The sequence below is a fragment of the Pseudomonas sp. BIGb0558 genome, from assembly GCF_024807515.1.
Taxonomy (GTDB): Bacteria; Pseudomonadota; Gammaproteobacteria; order Pseudomonadales; family Pseudomonadaceae; genus Aquipseudomonas; species Aquipseudomonas yamanorum_A.
On sequence record NZ_JANUEW010000011.1, the window covers coordinates 106,599 to 123,469 of the forward strand.

The 16,871-nt window shown below is 63.3% G+C and carries 19 protein-coding genes; 18 read left to right on the top strand and 1 reads right to left on the bottom strand.

Going from position 1 to position 16,871, the window contains the following annotated elements; genetic code table 11:
• Position 1 precedes the first annotated feature (1 nt).
• Genes M2400_RS15715 through M2400_RS15735 form a run of 5 tightly spaced genes read left to right on the top strand, consistent with a single transcriptional unit; the run spans position 2 to position 4,587 of the window.
• Entirely contained in the window at positions 2-1,990 is a 1,989-nt protein-coding gene (locus M2400_RS15715; RefSeq protein WP_177043053.1) for a heme lyase CcmF/NrfE family subunit, read from the top strand.
• Positions 1,987-2,523: a DsbE family thiol:disulfide interchange protein gene (locus tag M2400_RS15720; RefSeq protein WP_177043054.1), complete on the top strand. Its 537-nt coding sequence runs from the start codon at positions 1,987-1,989 to the stop codon at positions 2,521-2,523. The genes M2400_RS15715 and M2400_RS15720 overlap by 4 nt, the downstream gene beginning before the upstream one ends.
• Positions 2,520-2,993 carry a cytochrome c-type biogenesis protein gene (locus tag M2400_RS15725; protein ID WP_177043055.1) on the top strand — a complete coding sequence of 158 codons (474 nt, stop codon included), beginning with the start codon at positions 2,520-2,522 and terminating at the stop codon, positions 2,991-2,993. The genes M2400_RS15720 and M2400_RS15725 overlap by 4 nt, the downstream gene beginning before the upstream one ends.
• Complete coding sequence (ccmI, locus tag M2400_RS15730; protein WP_259195939.1) at positions 2,986-4,179, top strand: c-type cytochrome biogenesis protein CcmI; 1,194 nt, start codon at positions 2,986-2,988, stop codon at positions 4,177-4,179. The genes M2400_RS15725 and ccmI overlap by 8 nt, the downstream gene beginning before the upstream one ends.
• A 15-nt stretch (positions 4,180-4,194) precedes the next feature.
• Complete coding sequence (locus M2400_RS15735) at positions 4,195-4,587, top strand: hypothetical protein (RefSeq protein ID WP_177043057.1); 393 nt, start codon at positions 4,195-4,197, stop codon at positions 4,585-4,587.
• Between the two features lie 195 nt (positions 4,588-4,782).
• Here the strand turns inward: M2400_RS15735 and M2400_RS15740 are convergent, their stop codons facing one another.
• Positions 4,783-5,118: a DUF6124 family protein gene (locus M2400_RS15740; protein WP_259195936.1), complete on the bottom strand. Its 336-nt coding sequence runs from the start codon at positions 5,116-5,118 to the stop codon at positions 4,783-4,785.
• Between the two features lie 934 nt (positions 5,119-6,052).
• On the opposite strand from M2400_RS15740, the gene phnC reads away from it, so the two are divergent.
• The 13 genes from phnC (at position 6,053) to phnP (ending at position 16,531) form a co-directional block, all read left to right on the top strand.
• Positions 6,053-6,886, top strand: a complete 834-nt coding sequence (phnC, locus tag M2400_RS15745; RefSeq protein ID WP_259195934.1) for a phosphonate ABC transporter ATP-binding protein — start codon at positions 6,053-6,055, stop codon at positions 6,884-6,886.
• 32 nt (positions 6,887-6,918) lie between these two features.
• The gene (gene phnD, locus M2400_RS15750; RefSeq protein ID WP_069552269.1) at positions 6,919-7,920 is read left to right on the top strand and encodes a phosphonate ABC transporter substrate-binding protein; all 1,002 of its coding nucleotides are present in this window, start codon (positions 6,919-6,921) and stop codon (positions 7,918-7,920) included.
• A 144-nt stretch (positions 7,921-8,064) separates the two neighbouring features.
• Complete coding sequence (phnE, locus tag M2400_RS15755) at positions 8,065-8,847, top strand: phosphonate ABC transporter, permease protein PhnE (protein ID WP_003210621.1); 783 nt, start codon at positions 8,065-8,067, stop codon at positions 8,845-8,847.
• Positions 8,848-8,883: 36 nt separating this feature from the next.
• Positions 8,884-9,588 (top strand): phosphonate metabolism transcriptional regulator PhnF, encoded by a 705-nt coding sequence (gene phnF, locus M2400_RS15760; protein ID WP_073636930.1) that lies wholly within the window; start codon positions 8,884-8,886, stop codon positions 9,586-9,588.
• Positions 9,589-9,599: 11 nt separating this feature from the next.
• Entirely contained in the window at positions 9,600-10,037 is a 438-nt protein-coding gene (gene phnG / locus M2400_RS15765; protein WP_053255197.1) for a phosphonate C-P lyase system protein PhnG, read from the top strand.
• Positions 10,037-10,627 carry a phosphonate C-P lyase system protein PhnH gene (gene phnH, locus M2400_RS15770; RefSeq protein WP_177043062.1) on the top strand — a complete coding sequence of 197 codons (591 nt, stop codon included), beginning with the start codon at positions 10,037-10,039 and terminating at the stop codon, positions 10,625-10,627. Before phnG ends, phnH begins: the two co-directional genes overlap by 1 nt.
• Positions 10,627-11,703, top strand: a complete 1,077-nt coding sequence (locus M2400_RS15775) for a carbon-phosphorus lyase complex subunit PhnI (RefSeq protein ID WP_259195932.1) — start codon at positions 10,627-10,629, stop codon at positions 11,701-11,703. Before phnH ends, M2400_RS15775 begins: the two co-directional genes overlap by 1 nt.
• Positions 11,696-12,562, top strand: a complete 867-nt coding sequence (locus M2400_RS15780) for an alpha-D-ribose 1-methylphosphonate 5-phosphate C-P-lyase PhnJ (RefSeq protein ID WP_259195931.1) — start codon at positions 11,696-11,698, stop codon at positions 12,560-12,562. The genes M2400_RS15775 and M2400_RS15780 overlap by 8 nt, the downstream gene beginning before the upstream one ends.
• Positions 12,559-13,371, top strand: a complete 813-nt coding sequence (gene phnK, locus M2400_RS15785; protein WP_177043063.1) for a phosphonate C-P lyase system protein PhnK — start codon at positions 12,559-12,561, stop codon at positions 13,369-13,371. Before M2400_RS15780 ends, phnK begins: the two co-directional genes overlap by 4 nt.
• Positions 13,371-14,090 carry a phosphonate C-P lyase system protein PhnL gene (gene phnL, locus M2400_RS15790; RefSeq protein WP_053255202.1) on the top strand — a complete coding sequence of 240 codons (720 nt, stop codon included), beginning with the start codon at positions 13,371-13,373 and terminating at the stop codon, positions 14,088-14,090. The genes phnK and phnL overlap by 1 nt, the downstream gene beginning before the upstream one ends.
• Positions 14,080-15,228, top strand: coding sequence for an alpha-D-ribose 1-methylphosphonate 5-triphosphate diphosphatase (locus M2400_RS15795; protein WP_177043064.1), 1,149 nt, complete (start codon positions 14,080-14,082; stop codon positions 15,226-15,228). Before phnL ends, M2400_RS15795 begins: the two co-directional genes overlap by 11 nt.
• Positions 15,228-15,791 (top strand): phosphonate metabolism protein/1,5-bisphosphokinase (PRPP-forming) PhnN, encoded by a 564-nt coding sequence (gene phnN, locus M2400_RS15800; protein ID WP_259195929.1) that lies wholly within the window; start codon positions 15,228-15,230, stop codon positions 15,789-15,791. Before M2400_RS15795 ends, phnN begins: the two co-directional genes overlap by 1 nt.
• Positions 15,782-16,531 (top strand): phosphonate metabolism protein PhnP, encoded by a 750-nt coding sequence (phnP, locus tag M2400_RS15805; RefSeq protein ID WP_177077232.1) that lies wholly within the window; start codon positions 15,782-15,784, stop codon positions 16,529-16,531. Before phnN ends, phnP begins: the two co-directional genes overlap by 10 nt.
• Positions 16,532-16,871 lie beyond the last annotated feature (340 nt).

A 16,871-nucleotide genomic window follows, 5' to 3' on the forward strand; every position in this document is an offset into this window, starting at 1 on the left:
CATGACGTCCGCATTGTTTATTCCCGAGTTGGGCCAGTTGGCGATGATCCTCGCCCTGTGCTTTGCCATCGTCCAGGCCGTGGTCCCGTTGCTGGGCGCCTGGCGCGGTGATCGCCTGTGGATGAGCCTGGCCCAGCCGGCCGCGTGGGGCCAGTTCGCGTTTCTGGTGTTCGCCTTCGGTTGCCTGACCTACGCCTTCATGACTGACGACTTTTCTGTCGCCTATGTCGCCAACAACTCCAACAGCGCCTTGCCCTGGTACTACAAGTTCAGCGCCGTGTGGGGCGCCCACGAAGGTTCGTTGCTGCTGTGGGCATTGATCCTCGGCGGCTGGACCTTTGCCGTATCGATCTTCTCCCGCCAGTTGCCGCAGGTGATGCTGGCCCGGGTGCTGGCGGTGATGGGCATGATCAGCATCGGCTTCCTGCTGTTTTTGATCATGACCTCCAACCCGTTCACCCGCATCCTGCCGCAGATCCCGGTAGACGGCCACGACCTCAACCCGCTGCTGCAAGACATCGGCCTGATCGTGCACCCGCCGATGCTCTATATGGGGTACGTCGGTTTCTCGGTAGCCTTCGCGTTTGCCATCGCCGCCTTGCTCGGCGGGCGTCTTGATGCTGCCTGGGCGCGCTGGTCGCGGCCATGGACCATCGTCGCCTGGGCGTTCCTCGGTATCGGCATCACCTTGGGCTCGTGGTGGGCCTACTACGAACTCGGCTGGGGCGGCTGGTGGTTCTGGGACCCGGTGGAAAACGCCTCCTTCATGCCATGGCTGGTGGGCACGGCGCTGATTCACTCGCTGGCGGTCACGGAAAAACGTGGCGTGTTCAAGAGCTGGACCGTGTTGCTGGCCATCGCTGCGTTTTCCCTGAGCCTGCTGGGTACCTTCCTGGTGCGTTCCGGCGTGCTGACCTCGGTGCACGCGTTTGCCTCCGACCCGGAGCGCGGCGTCTTTATCCTGATCTTCCTGCTGTTCGTGGTCGGCGGCTCGTTGACGTTGTTTGCGTTGCGCGCGCCCGTGGTCAAGAGCCATGTGGGCTTCAACCTCTGGTCCCGGGAAACCCTGCTGCTGGGCAATAACCTGGTGCTGGTGGTGGCAGCCTCGATGATCCTGCTCGGCACCCTGTACCCGCTGGTGCTGGATGCCCTGAGCGGCGCCAAACTGTCCGTCGGCCCGCCGTACTTCAACGCACTGTTCATCCCGTTGATGGCGCTGTTGATGGTGGTGATGGCGGTCGGCGTACTGGTGCGCTGGAAAGACACCCCGGTGAAGTGGCTGGTGGGCATGCTCACCCCGGTACTGCTGGGCAGCGCCGCGCTGGCGGTGATCGCCGGGATTGCCTACGGCGACTTCAACTGGGCGGTGCTCGCCACCTTTATGCTTGCCGCCTGGGTGTTGCTGGCCGGCGTACGCGACCTGATCGACAAGACCCGCCACAAAGGCCTGATCAAGGGCCTGCCGACCATGACCCGCAGCTACTGGGGCATGCAGGTCGCGCATATCGGCATCGCCGTGTGTGCCCTCGGCGTGGTGTTGTCCAGCCAGAACAGCGCCGAGCGCGACCTGCGCCTGGCGCCGGGCGAGTCCATGGACCTGGCCGGTTACCACTTCATTTTCGAAGGTGCCAAGCACTTCGAAGGCCCCAATTTCACCTCCGACAAAGGCACCGTACGCGTGGTGCGCAATGGCAAGGAGATCGCGGTGCTGCACCCGGAAAAACGCCTGTACACCGTGCAAAGCTCGATGATGACCGAAGCCGGGATCGACGCCGGTTTCACCCGCGACCTCTACGTCGCCCTGGGTGAACCGCTGGGCGATGGCGCCTGGGCCGTGCGGGTCCACGTCAAACCGTTTGTGCGCTGGATCTGGTTCGGCGGCCTGCTGACCGGCTTCGGTGGTTTGCTGGCCGCGACGGACCGGCGTTACCGGGTCAAGGTCAAGAGCCGGGTGCGTGAAGCCCTCGGCCTGCAAGGAGCGCCAGTATGAAGCGTTGGTTGATGGTGTTGCCGCTGGCGGCGTTCCTGGTGGTGGCAGTGTTCCTGTATCGCGGGCTGTACCTGGACCCGGCCGAGTTGCCGTCGGCGATGATCGGCAAACAGTTCCCGGCGTTCTCGCTGCCGACCGTTCAGGGTGACAAGACCCTGACTCAAGCGGATTTGCAGGGCAAACCGGCGTTGGTCAACGTGTGGGGCACCTGGTGCATTTCCTGCCGCGTCGAGCACCCGGTGCTGAACAAGCTGGCGGAGCAGGGCGTGGTGATCTACGGCATCAACTACAAGGACGACAACGCTGCCGCCTTGAAGTGGCTGGCAGAATTCCACAACCCCTACCAGCTGGATATCCGTGACGAAGACGGCAACCTTGGCCTGAACCTCGGCGTGTATGGCGCCCCGGAAACCTTCTTCATCGACGCCAAGGGTGTGATCCGCGACAAGTACGTGGGCGTGATCGACGAAGTGGTGTGGCGCGAGCAACTGGCCGCCAAGTACCAGGCGCTGGTGGACGAGGCCAAGCCATGAAGCGTTGGTTAGCCGCTGCTGTATTGGGCTTGAGCATGGTCGGCGTGGCCCACGCCGCCATCGACACCTACGAATTTGCCAAGGACGGTGACCGCGAGCGTTTTCGCGAGCTGACCAAGGAACTGCGCTGCCCCAAGTGCCAGAACCAGGACATCGCCGACTCCAACGCGCCGATCGCTGCCGACCTGCGCAAAGAGATTTTCCGCATGCTCGGCGAGGGCAAGGACAATCAGCAGATCATCGACTTCATGGTCGACCGCTACGGTGACTTCGTGCGCTACAAGCCGGCGCTCACCGGCAAGACCGCGCTGCTGTGGTTCGGCCCCGCCGGGCTGTTGCTCGCAGGCTTAGTGGTAATGGCGGTGATCGTGCGCCGTCGTCGTGTCGCCCCGGCCGATGGCTCGGACTCGCTTTCTGTCGATGAGCGTCAACGCCTCGACCAACTGCTGGACAAAAAAACTGATGATTGATTTCTGGCTCGCAGCGGGTCTGCTGCTTCTGATTGCCTTGAGTTTCCTGCTGATCCCGGTGTTACGCGGCCGCCGTGCCCAGCGTGAAGAAGATCGCACCGCGCTGAACGTGGCGCTGTATCAAGAACGCGTGGCCGAACTGCAAACCCAGCAGTCCGAAGGCGTGCTGGATGCGGCCCAACTGGACAGCGGTCGCGCTGAAGCGGCGCGTGAGTTGCTGGCCGACACCGAGGGTGTGGAAAAGCCCCGGGAATCGCGCCTCGGCAAACCGTTGCCGTTGCTCGCGGCCTTTCTGGTGCCGGTGCTGGGCGTGGCGCTGTACCTGCACTATGGCGCCAGCGACAAGGTCGAACTGACCCGCGAATTCTCCCAGCCGCCGGTGTCCATGGAAGACATGACCCGCCGCCTGGAGCGCGCCGCTGCGGCCCAGCCGGACTCGCCGGAAGGGCTGTACTTCCTCGGTCGCGCCTACATGGCCCAGGACCGCTCGGCCGATGCGGCCAAAGTCTTCGAGCGCACCGTGGCCCTGGCCGGTCGCCAGCCGGAGTTGCTCGGGCAGTGGGCTCAGGCCCAGTACTTTGCCGACAACAAGCAATGGTCGCCCAAGGTCCAGGCCCTGACCGACGAAGCGCTGAAACTCGACCCGAAAGAAGTCACCAGCCTCGGCCTGCTGGGCATTGCCGCTTTTGAAGGCCAGCGTTACCAGGAAGCGATCGACTACTGGAACCGTCTGCTGGCGCAACTGCCACCGGACGACAACTCCCGGGCCGCGCTGCAAGGCGGGATCGACCGCGCCGCCGAGAAGCTCAAAGAGAGCGGCGGCAGCGTGGCGCCGGTGAAGGCACACAAGCAGATGCAAGTACGCGTGGACCTGGCCCCGGACGTGAAGGCCAAAGCCTTGCCGACCGACAGCGTGTTCATCTTCGCCCGCGCGGTCAAAGGCCCGCCGGCACCGCTGGCCGCCAAGCGCGTGAGCGTGGCCGACCTGCCGATCACCGTCGAACTGGGCGACAGCGACGCGATGATGCCGCAGTTGAAACTGTCCAACTTTCCCGAAGTCCAACTGGTTGCGCGCATATCCCGGGCAGGTGTTCCGACAGCTGGCGAGTGGATCGGCCGCAGCCAACCCTTGGCCAGCAGCACCACTGCGCTGCAGCAGCTGACCATCGACAGTCCGGACCACTAATTCGAGGAAATGCCCATGACCGCCATCGCGCGTATCACCCTGCTCAGCCTGGTACTGGGGCTGAGTGCTTGTGCGGTCCATCGGCCACCGTCGCCTACCGGGCCGACCATCCCGCCCACCGGGCCGTCGACCCAGCCGAGCACCCAGCCTTCCGGGCCAGTGATCAAACCGTCGAAGCCGGTGCCGAGCTCTTCGCCAACCTTCGCACCGCCACCGGGTGCGGCCAGCCACTGGGACGGGAAGATGCAGGTGTACGTGCTGGACGAACAGGCCGATACGTTTTACCGCCAGCGCACCTACTACCGTTGGAGTAACGGCTGGAGCCGCTCCATCAGCCCGAACGGGCCTTGGGAAGAGACCGACGTCCATGGCGTACCGCCGGGGTTGAGCAAGCAATACGCGCAATAAGAAAAGGCGACCTTCGGGTCGCTTTTTTATTTGTCGGTTTCAAATGCAATCCACCTTACAACACAGTTCAAATGTGGGAGCTGGCTTGCCTGCGATAGCGGTTTATCAGGTTAGAAAATGTTGCTGATACACCGCTATCGCGGGCAAGCCCGCTCCCACATTAGATTTATGTTGCCAGTTGGATTTCGGTTTTGATCAGGCCACCGGGCACTCCCGATCCAGCGCCTCATCCACCAATAACTGCGCCATCTCCACTAATTGCACCACCGCCAACACTTGCTTGCGGCTGGCCCCATCAAGATGCTCGGCACAGTCATAGGCGCTGACAGCCGCCGACTCAAGAATCTCGCTGGCGTTGCACAAGGCGACTTCAGTGCTGAGACCCGCACGTACGGCGAAGAGTTTGTCGCAGGGCGGGGGCGAAGCGGCAGGTTCTGAATTCAAGTCGTAGTGCTTGAATGCGCGCTGGGCAGCGTCGCGGAATTTCTGGTCGTTCAAGTAATACGGCGGGTTGGGCGTGACTTTTTTCATACGGTTGCTCCTGGAGTAAAGGGAGCCGCCACAATCACTTCCACATGATGGGTGGCGACTGTACGCAGGTGTGGAAGACCGGACTCCAGGACCCCGGCGCACCCGAAAGTGCCCCGCGCACAGCCGCCATAACACATAAATAGCGGACATGAAAAAAGCGCCCGCTAAAGGCTATGGGCGCTTATACGCCTGGAGAGTTCGGGCTTCCACACCCGTTCGCTGATTTTGCAGCGACCCGCGAAGGTTAGCGGTGAGACGGACCGCAAGCAACCCTAAATGACAATCGGTTTTGAGTGTTTTGCCGGAGTGGCACGCTGTGCACGGGGTGGTAGGCCGGTCATAGAAAACCGGCAGGGCCAAGGCCCTCCCGTGCACAGCACGCCATAAAGCGAGCGCTATAAGTAACTGCAAGGTCACCTCGACTGTCAGTCGAGAAAGTTTTAGCAAAAGTTGCGTAAAGGATAGGTGGTGAGCCGTACGCAGGTTGGTCGACCGGGGAATGGAAACCCGGTAGGGGCACGCCCTCCTGCGTACAACTCGGTCGACATAATGGGGAAGAGTTCAATGACTGGCCGTAGGGAAAGTCTTGTTCAGAGCACGTCAGAAACGAGCTTTTCAACATTTCCAATGCCGGGCGAAGACCTTGTGGCGAGGGAGCTTGCTCCCGCTGGACTGCGCAGCAGGCCCAAGTCAGCCACCTCGGTACATCTGACAGACCGTGTCGCCCGGGTTTGGGGCCGCTGCGCAGCCCAGCGGGAGCAAGCTCCCTCGCCACAGGTAGGGTATTCAGCGTCAGTTCCAACCTTTCATCAAACCTTCATCAAACGGTTTTACTCCAGTCATGTGCAAGTCATAGGGCTGACACAGCCCGCGCCTACTGTCGTTTGAACTCAAACGCAGCCACGGACGGCTGTTCAACCAGACAGAGAAGCCCATGACTCCAGCTATCCATGTCGATCATCTGAACAAGACCTTTGCGAAGAAATCCGCATTGATCGACCTCGAACTTACCGTTGCCACCGGTGAGATGGTCGCGCTGATTGGCGCTTCCGGCTCCGGCAAGTCGACCTTGCTGCGTCACCTCGCGGGCCTGGCCTGTTGCGACAAGAACAATGGCGGCAGCGTCAAGGTGCTGGGCCGGGAAGTGCAGGCCAGCGGCCGGTTGAACAGCAAGGTGCGGCGCCTGCGCTCCGACATCGGCTACATCTTCCAACAGTTCAATCTGGTCAATCGCCTGAGCGTGCTCGACAACGTGCTGCTCGGTTGCCTGGGCCGCATGCCGCGCTGGCGTGGCAACCTCGGCCTGTTCAATGCCGAGGAAAAACAGTTCGCCATGGAGTCCCTGGCCCGCGTCGGCCTGGCGGACCTGGCCGCGCAACGTGCTTCCACCTTGTCCGGCGGCCAGCAGCAACGCGTGGCGATTGCCCGGGCCCTGACCCAGCGCGCCGAAGTGATCCTGGCTGATGAACCCATCGCTTCGCTGGACCCGGAGTCGGCCCGCAAGGTCATGGAGATCCTCGCCGACATCAACGGCCGCGACGGCAAGACCGTGGTGGTCACCCTGCACCAAGTCGATTACGCCATGCGTTATTGCCCCCGAGCCGTGGCGCTCAAGGGCGGCCGAATTCACTTCGATGGCCACGCCAGCGAGCTGAGCAGCCAGTTCCTCAACGATTTGTACGGTGCCGATGTCGACACCAGCCTGATGTTTTCCGACCAGACCCGCTCCACCGTCGTCCCCGCACGGTTGGCCCTGGCTCGCGCTTGAAACCCCAATAACGACCCACAGGAATCCTCTCCATGTTGAACCGTATCGGTCATGTGTTTCTGTCTGCCGTGCTGCTCGCCAGCGTGGCCATGGGCAATGCCCAGGCCGCCGACAAGGCGATCAATTTCGGCATCATGTCCACCGAGTCTTCGCAGAACCTCAAGAGCATCTGGCAGCCATTTCTGGATGACATGCACAAGAAGACCGGCCTCACCATCAACGCCACCTTCGCCTCCGACTACGCCGGCCTGATCCAGGGCATGCGCTTCAACAAGGTCGACGTGGCCTGGCTGGGCAACAAGGCCGCGATGGAAGCGGTGGACCGGTCCAACGGCGAAATCTTCGCCCAGACCGCCGCCGCCAACGGGGCCGCTGGTTACTGGAGTGTGCTGATCGTGCGCAAGGACAGCCCGATCAACAACGTCGATGACATGCTCAAGAACGCCAAGAACCTGACCTTCGGCAACGGTGACCCGAACTCCACCTCGGGCTACCTGGTACCGGGCTACTACGTGTTCGCCAAGAACCACGTTGATGCCGCCACCGCCTTCAAGCGCACCCTCAACTCCAGCCATGAAGTCAACGCATTGAGCGTGGCCAAGGGGCAGTTGGACGTCGCCACCTTCAACACCGAAAGCTGGGACCGCCTGGAAGTCACCCAGCCGGACAAGGCCGCCCTGCTCAAGGTGATCTGGAAGTCGCCGCTGATCCCCGCCGACCCGATGGTGTGGAGCAAGGCCCTGAGCGACAGCGAGAAAACCAAGATCCGCGATTTCTTCGCCAACTACGGTGACACCGACGAAGAGAAGGCCGTGCTGAAGAACATGCAACTGGGCAAGTTCCTCAAGTCCAGCGACGACCAACTGCTGCCGATCCGCCAACTGGAACTGTTCAAGCAGCGCACCACCATCAGCGCCGACGACAAGCTGGAAGCCGCCGACAAGGCCAAGAAGCTCGCCGACATCGACGCCGACCTGGCCAAGCTGCAAGAGCGCATTACCGAGCTGGACAAAAAAACCGCGGCAAACGGCTAACCCCCTGTAGGCCCGGGCTTGTGTGGGAGCCGGGCTTGCCCGCGATACAGGCAACTCGATCTGACAGTAAAACCGAGTCGATCCTATCGCGGGCAAGCCCGGCTCCCACATAAGCCTTGCCCACACACTTATTGAGAGTGACCCATGACTACCTTGCATGCTGAAGCAGTGGGCAAAAGGACTTGGCCGCAATACCTGGGCTGGGGCCTGTTCCTGATCCTGCTGGCCTGGGCCTGGCACGGCGCCGAAATGAACCCGCTGGCGCTGTACCGCGACTCCGGAAACATGGCGACCTTCGCCGCCGACTTCTTCCCGCCGGACTTCCACGAATGGCGCTCCTACCTCAAGGAGATGATCGTCACCGTGCAAATCGCCCTCTGGGGCACGGTGCTGGCGATTGTCTGCTCGGTGCCGCTGGGCATCCTGTGCGCCGACAACATCACTCCATGGTGGATCCACCAGCCGCTGCGCCGGGTGATGGATGCCTTCCGTTCGATCAACGAAATGGTCTTCGCCATGTTGTTCGTGGTGGCGGTGGGCCTCGGTCCTTTCGCCGGCGTCCTGGCCTTGTGGATCAGCACCACCGGCGTGCTCGCCAAGCTGTTCGCCGAAGCCGTCGAAGCCATCGACCCGGGCCCGGTTGAAGGCGTCAGAGCCACCGGCGCCAGTGCCCTGCAAGAGGTGATCTACGGCGTGATCCCGCAAGTGATGCCGCTGTGGGTGTCCTACGCGCTCTACCGTTTTGAAGCCAATGTGCGCTCGGCGACGGTGGTGGGGATGGTCGGTGCCGGCGGGATCGGCGTGATCCTGTGGGAGAACATCCGCGCCTTCCAGTTCGTGCAGACCTGCGCGGTGCTGCTGGTGATCATCGTGGTGGTGAGTTGTATCGACGTGCTGTCCCAACGCCTGCGCAAGCAGTTCATCTGACGACGGAGGGGTGCCCCTGGGCGCTTTTTTTTAAGCATGCAGTTGTCTAGACAAGATGAGCCGGTGTACCGCGAACTCGCCGATATCCTGCGCCGCGAACTAAGCAGCTATCAGGCCGGCGACTTCCTGCCGGGCGAGGTGCAGCTGGCCGAACGCTTCGGCGTCAACCGCCACACCCTGCGCCGGGCCATCGATGAGCTGGTGTTCGAAGGCAGCCTGTTGCGCCGCCAGGGCAAGGGCACCCAGGTGCTCGACCGCCCGCTGATTTACCCGATGGGCGCCGAGACCTCCTACAGCCAATCGCTGTCGGCCCAGGGCGTGGGCGTGGAAGCGCTGCTGCTCAAGCGCCGCTACTGCTTCGCCAGCCGCGAAGAGGCGCAGCAACTGGGCATCGCCGAGATGGCGCCGATGATCGAGCTGCAAACCTTGCGCAAGCTCAATCACCAGCCGGTCAGCCTGATCCGCCACCGCTACTGCGCCAGCCGTGCGCCGTTGCTGGCGGACTACAACGGCGGCTCCCTGCGCCATTACCTGCGCGAGCGCGACCTGCCGTTGACCCGCACCCACAGCCTGATCGGCGCGCGCTTGCCCAACCGCGACGAAGCCGCGCTGCTGATGATGCCCCGGCACTTGCCGGCGCTGACGGTATTCACCCTTTCCCGCGATCGCGACGGCCGCCCGGTGGAGCTGGCGCAGTCCACCAGCCGTTCGGATCGCTTCCAGTACCAAGTGGTGACCTGATGGAGACCTTGATGAACCTGTCCCCGCGTCAACACTGGATCGGCGTGCTTGCCCGCGCCTTTCGCAGTGAATTGCTGCCCCATGAAGACGCCCTGCGCGACGTGGATTACCAACTGATCCGCGCCCCGGAAATCGGCATGACCCTGGTGCGCGGCCGCATGGGCGGCAACGGTGCACCGTTCAACGTCGGCGAAATGAGCGTGACCCGCTGCGTGGTGCGCCTGGCCGACGGCCGCACCGGCTACAGCTACCTGGCCGGGCGCGACAAGGTTCACGCCGAGCTGGCGGCTCTGGCGGATGCGCATTTGCAGGGCGCGCACCCGAGCATCTGGCTCAGCGATTTGATCCGCTCACTGGCCAACGCCCAGGCCGAACGCCGGGCGCAGAAAGAGGCCGACACCGCCGCCACCAAGGTCGAGTTCTTCACCCTGGTTCGAGGAGAAAACTGATGAATGCCCAACTCTTGCAACCGGCGTTCGTAGACCCGGTGCTGGATGCCCAGCGCGGTTTTCGCGGCGCCCTCAAGGCCCTCGCCGAGCCCGGTTTGATCCAGTCCTTGCCCGCGGCGCCAAGCCTTGAAGGCCTGGCGCCGGCCACCTACGCGCTGTGCCTGGCACTGCTGGATACGGACACGCCGCTGTGGCTGGCACCGAGCTTCGACACACCGCTGATTCGCGCCAACCTGGCGTTCCACTGCGGCTGCCCGCTGACTACACGCCGGGAAGAGGCCGCGTTCGCCTTGCTCGGCGAACAGGACTTGCTCGACCTCGGCGGCTTCGACCACGGCAACGACCGCTACCCCGATCAGTCCTGCACCTTGCTGGTTCAGTTGACCGACCTGGAAGCCGGTCGAGCCTTGAACTGGCAAGGCCCGGGGATCAAGACCCAGCGTCAGGTCAACCTGCCGGTGCCTCAAGCGTTCTGGCTGGAACGCCAACGCCGCGAAACCTTTCCCCGTGGCCTGGACGTGTTGTTCGCCGCCGGCCATCACCTGATCGGCCTGCCACGCAGTACCCGAATTGCACAGGAGCGTGCCTGATGTACGTAGCCGTCAAGGGTGGCGAACAGGCCATCGACAATGCCCACCGCCTGCTGGCGAAAAAACGCCGGGGCGATACCTCCATTCCTGAACTGAGCGTGAAGCAGATCCGCGAGCAACTGCCGCTGGCGGTCGCCCGGGTGATGAGCGAAGGCTCGTTGTACGACACGGAGCTTGCCGCACTGGCGATCAAGCAAGCGGCGGGGGATCTGGTGGAAGCGATCTTCCTGCTGCGGGCCTACCGCACCACGTTGCCGCGCTTCAGCCCGAGCCTGCCGATCGACACCGCGCAGATGTCGTTGAGCCGACGTTTGTCAGCGACGTTCAAGGACGTGCCGGGCGGCCAACTGCTGGGCCCGACCTTCGACTACACCCATCGCCTGCTGGATTTTGCGCTGCTGGCCGAAGGTGAATACCCGGGCCCGCAAACCGCACCAGATGCGACTCTGGAAGCGTGCCCGCGGGTGCTTGGCTTGCTGGCCAAGGAAGGCCTGATCAAGAACGAATCCGACGACACCGGCAGCGTCGCCGACATCACCCGCGACCCACTGGAATACCCGGCCAACCGTGCCCAGCGCCTGCAAGCCCTGGCCCGTGGCGATGAGGGTTTCCTGCTCGCGCTGGGTTACTCCACCCAGCGCGGCTACGGCCGTAACCACCCGTTCGCCGGCGAGATTCGCATCGGTGATGTCGAGGTGTGGATCGACCCGGAGGAGCTGGGTTTCCCGGTCTGCCTGGGCAGCATCGAAGTCACCGAGTGCGAGATGGTCAACCAGTTCGTCGGCTCGGCCACCGAGCTGGCGCAGTTTACCCGCGGCTACGGTCTGGCGTTCGGGCATGCCGAGCGCAAGGCCATGGGCATGGCCCTGGTGGACCGCTCGCTGCGGGCCAGCGAGTTCAACGAAGAGATCGTCTCGCCGGCCCAGCAGGAAGAATTCGTACTGTCCCACTGCGACAACGTCGAGGCGGCGGGCTTTGTATCTCACCTCAAGTTGCCTCACTACGTGGACTTCCAGTCCGAGCTGGAACTGATCCGCAAACTGCGCCAACCGGCCGAGGGCACCCGCCATGAATGACCTGACTCAAACGCCTGCGCGTGACCCGGCGTACAACTTCGCCTACCTCGACGAGCAGACCAAACGCATGATCCGCCGCGCCTTGCTCAAGGCCGTGGCGATCCCCGGTTACCAGGTGCCGTTCGGTGGCCGCGAGATGCCGCTGCCTTACGGCTGGGGCACCGGCGGCATGCAATTGACTGCCGCGATTCTGGGGGCCGATGACGTGCTCAAGGTGATCGACCAGGGCGCCGACGACACCACCAACGCCGTGTCGATCCGCCGCTTTTTCGCGCGCACCGCGGGTGTTGCCACCACCGAAAGCACCCCGGACGCCACGGTGATCCAGACCCGCCACCGCATCCCGGAAACTCCGTTGCAGGCCGACCAGATCATGGTTTACCAGGTGCCTATCCCGGAGCCGCTGCGCTTTATCGAGCCGTCGGAAACCGAGACCCGCACCATGCACGCCCTCAATGATTACGGGGTGATGCACGTAAAACTCTACGAAGACATCGCCACCTTCGGCCATATCGCCACCAGCTACGCCTACCCGGTGATGGTGGACGAGCGCTACGTGATGGACCCCTCGCCGATCCCGAAATTCGACAACCCGAAACTCGACATGAGCCCGGCGCTGATGCTGTTCGGTGCCGGTCGCGAAAAGCGCCTGTACGCGCTGCCGCCGTACACCCAGGTCAACAGCCTGGACTTTGAAGACCATCCCTTCGAGGTGCAGAAGTGGGAGCACGCCTGCGCCATCTGCGGCAGCCATGATTCGTTCCTCGACGAGCTGATTCTGGATGACGCCGGCACCCAGAGTTTTGTGTGCTCCGACACCTGGTACTGCGCCCAACGGGTGAAGGAGAGCAACCAATGATCCAGGCCCTGATGAAACAACCACCGCTGAGCGTGCCCGCCGAACCCTTGTTGCAAGTGCGCGACCTGTCGCTGCTGTACGGCCCGGAAAAGGGTTGCCAGGGCGTGAGCTTCGACCTGTACCCCGGCGAAGTGCTGGGGATTGTCGGCGAGTCGGGCTCGGGCAAATCCACCTTGCTATCGCTGCTCAGCGGGCGCCTGCCGCCCCAGGCCGGCAACATCGGCTATCGCGGCAAGGACGGCGAATGGCTGGACCTGTACAGCGCCAGCGAAGCCGAGCGCCGCACCTTGCTGCGCACCGAATGGGGCTTTGTCGAGCAGAACCCACGGGACGGTTTGCGCATGGGCGTCTCGGCCGGCGCCAACATTGGCGAGCGCCTGATGGCCCAGGGCGTGCGTAATTATCAGCAGCTGCGCGGCGCGGGTCTGGACTGGCTGAGCCAGGTGGAAATCGACCCGCAGCGCATCGACGACTTGCCCCGCACCTTCTCCGGCGGCATGCAACAGCGCCTGCAAATCGCCCGCAACCTCGTCTCCAGCCCGCGTCTTGTCTTCATGGACGAACCCACCGGCGGCCTGGACGTGTCGGTGCAAGCACGCCTGCTCGACCTGCTGCGTGGCCTGGTGCGCGAGCTGGACCTGGCCGTGGTGATCGTGACCCACGACCTCGCCGTAGCACGCTTGCTGGCCGACCGCCTGATGGTGATGCGCCGTTCGCGGGTGGTGGAAACCGGGCTGACGGACCAGATCCTCGACGATCCACAGCACCCTTACTCTCAACTGCTGGTGTCTTCGGTATTGCAGCCATGATGAATGCCTTGATCGAGGTCCGTGACCTCTCGAAAACCTTCACCTTGCACCAGCAACACGGCGTGGTGCTGAACGTGCTGCGCGGGGTGGAGTTCAGCGTGAAAGGCGGCGAGTGCCTGGTGCTGCACGGCCAGTCCGGCGCCGGTAAAAGCACCTTGCTGCGCACCTTGTACGGCAACTACCTGCCGGCGGGCGGCAGCATTCGCGTGCAGCACCTCGGCGAATGGCTGGAGCTGGTGGGTGCCGAGCCCCGTGAGGTGTTGCAAGTGCGCCAGCAGACCCTCGGCTATGTCAGCCAGTTTCTGCGGGTGATCCCGCGTGTGGCCTGCCTGGACGTGGTGATGGAGCCGGCCCTGGCCCGCGGCTGGTCCCGGGACCTGGCGCGTTCCCGTGCCGAGCTCCTGCTCAGCCGCCTGAACATTCCCCAGCGCCTGTGGCAGCTGGCGCCCGGTACTTTCTCCGGTGGCGAACAACAGCGGGTCAACATCGCTCGCGGCTTCATGGTGGCCTGGCCAGTGATGCTGCTGGACGAACCCACCGCGTCCCTCGACGACAGCAATCGCCAGGTGGTGCTGGAACTGATGAACGAAGCCAAGGCAGCCGGTGCCGCCTTGATCGGCATCTTCCACGACCGCGCCGCCCGTGAAGCGGTCGCCGACCGCCATTTCGACATGACCCCCGCGCCTGTTGCCCAAGAGGAATACGCCCATGCCCGCTGAACAGATCCTCAGTAATGCCCAGGTCGTCACCGCTGACCGTGTGTTTCTTGGCTCGGTGGTGCTGCGCGACGGGCTGATCGTCGACATCGCCGAAGGCCGCAGCCAGTTGCCCCAGGCCCAGGACCTGGACGGTGATTGCCTGCTGCCGGGCCTCGTGGAGTTGCACACCGACAACCTGGAAAAACACATGACCCCGCGCCCCGGCGTGGACTGGCCGTCCACCTCGGCGGTGCTCAGCCATGACGCGCAGATCATCGCGGCCGGCATCACCACGGTGTTCGACGCGGTGTCCATCGGCGATGTGAACCCCAAGGGCAACCGCATGCAGAAACTGCCGGCGATGCTCAACGCCATTGCCGCGGCCGAAAGCGCCGGCCTGACCCGCGCCGAACACCACCTGCACCTGCGCTGCGAGCTGTGCCACCCGGACACGTTGAGCGTGTTTCGCGACCTGGTGGAAAACCCGCTGGTGCGCCTGGTGTCGGTGATGGACCACTCGCCGGGCCAGCGCCAGTTCGTGCTCGAATCCAAGTACCGTGAGTACTACATGGGCAAGTACCACCTGAACGACGAGACCATGGACGCGTTCATCAAGCTGCAAATGGCCAACTCGAAGGAATACAGCGACCGCTACCGCGCCGCGATCGTCGAGCATTGCCTGACGCGCGGGCTGTCGGTGGCCAGCCATGACGATGCAACCCTGGCACATGTCGAGGAGTCGGCGCGCTACGGCATGACCATCGCCGAATTCCCCACCACCCTGGAAGCGGCGCGGGGCTGCCAGGAACTGAACATGAAAGTGCTGATGGGCGCGCCGAACGTGGTGCGTGGCGGGTCCCACTCGGGTAATGTGGCCGCCGCCGGCCTGGCGGCCGAGGGCTTGCTGGATATACTTTCCAGTGACTACTACCCGGCCAGCCTGCTGCAGGCGGCGTTCGTGCTGGCCGATCAGCAGGACGGCGGCGATCTTTCCCGGGCGGTGAAGATGATCAGCCTGGCGCCGGCACACGCTGCGGGCCTGAGTGATCGCGGCGAAATCGCCGTGGGCCTGCGGGCCGATCTTGTGCAAGCGAAAAAAAGCCGCGACGGACTGCCAGTGGTCCAACAAGTCTGGCGACAAGCGAAGAGGGTGTTTTGATGGCGGGCAGGTTGATCTATCTCATCGGACCATCGGGTTCGGGCAAGGACAGCCTGCTGGATGCTGCACGACCGCGTTTGGCCGAGCGTGGCTGCCGCATTGTGCGGCGGGTCATCACCCGCTCGGCGGAAGCGGTGGGCGAGGCCGCGCAGGGTGTGAGCCCGGCGCAGTTTGCCGCGATGGAGGCCGAGGGCGCGTTTGCCCTCAGCTGGCACGCCAATGGGCTGGCCTATGGCATCCCCCGGGAGATCGATGAATGGCTGGCGGCGGGGCACGACGTGCTGGTCAACGGCTCCCGGGGCCATCTGGCGCAAACCCGGCTGCGTTATCCGAACCTGCTGGTGGTGTTGCTGACGGTGGACCAGGCGGTGTTGCGCCAGCGCTTGCTGGCGCGGGGCCGCGAATCCCTGGCGGACATTGATCTGCGGCTGGCGCGCAATGCCCGGTTCGCCGACAGCTTGAGCACGGCAGCAGACGTGTTCCTGCTCGACAATTCCGGCCAACTGCAACACACGGTCGAGCGCTTGCTGGTCTGCCTCGACGGGCAACCGGCATGCGCCTGACACTGCTGGGCACCGGTGACGCGCGGCAAGTCCCGGTGTATGGCTGCGAGTGCGCCGCCTGTGGTCTGGCCCGCAGCGACGAAAGCCTGCGACGCCGCCCATGCAGCGCGTTGATCGAGTGCGGCGACCAGCGCTGGTTGATCGACAGCGGGTTGCCCGACCTCACCGAACGCTTCCCGCCGCGCAGCTTCAACGGGATTTTCCAGACGCACTACCATGCCGATCACGCCCAGGGCCTGCTGCATTTGCGCTGGGGCCAGGGGCTGGTGATTCCGGTGCATGGGCCGGTGGATCCGGAAGGTTTGTCCGACCTGTACAAGCACCCCGGCGTCCTGGATTTCAGCCAGCCGTTTGCCGAGTTTGAAACCCGCCGGTTTGGCGAGCTGAGTGTCACGGCGTTACCGCTGCTGCATTCCAAACCCACCTTGGGTTACCTGCTGGAAGGCGAGGGGCGGCGCATCGCCTACCTCACCGACACCGTTGGCCTGCCACCCGCCACCCGCGACTGGCTGCAACGCGAGCCGCTGGATGTGCTGGTGCTCGACTGCTCCATGCCGCCGCAGCCGCAGGCACCGCGTAACCACAATGATTTGACGCTGGCGTTGCAGTGCATTGAGGAGGTCGGCGCCGAATTGGGCGTGCTGACTCATGTGGGGCATACGCTGGATGCGTGGTTGTTGCAGCATCGGCGGGAGTTGCCGCGCAACGTCACCGTAGGCTGGGATGGGCGGGTGTTGTAGTGGGCTCGGCTTGGCCTGTTTGAAGATTCCGGCATGAAAGCCGTAGGACGAGCGTTTAGTTAAGAGTAAGAGTGTATTAAGTTCTAATGAAGTACTTTGCAGCGTTTGCGAGGAGGGCTAATTGTTTGGGTGGGATTTGTGAGTGGTGATTAGTGTGAGTGTAACTTTTTGCTTTGTTGAACGGTTCCAATTGTCTGGCGTCTTTTGATTTTCATTAAATTTCCATATATAAAACAATTGGTTGGGCGGGCGCGGTGAGTTGTTTTTGGGGCGAGTTTGTAAAGGTTGATGGCATTGCCAGGTAACTTGATACATGGTTTTTAGTGTGGCTGTTTTGAAA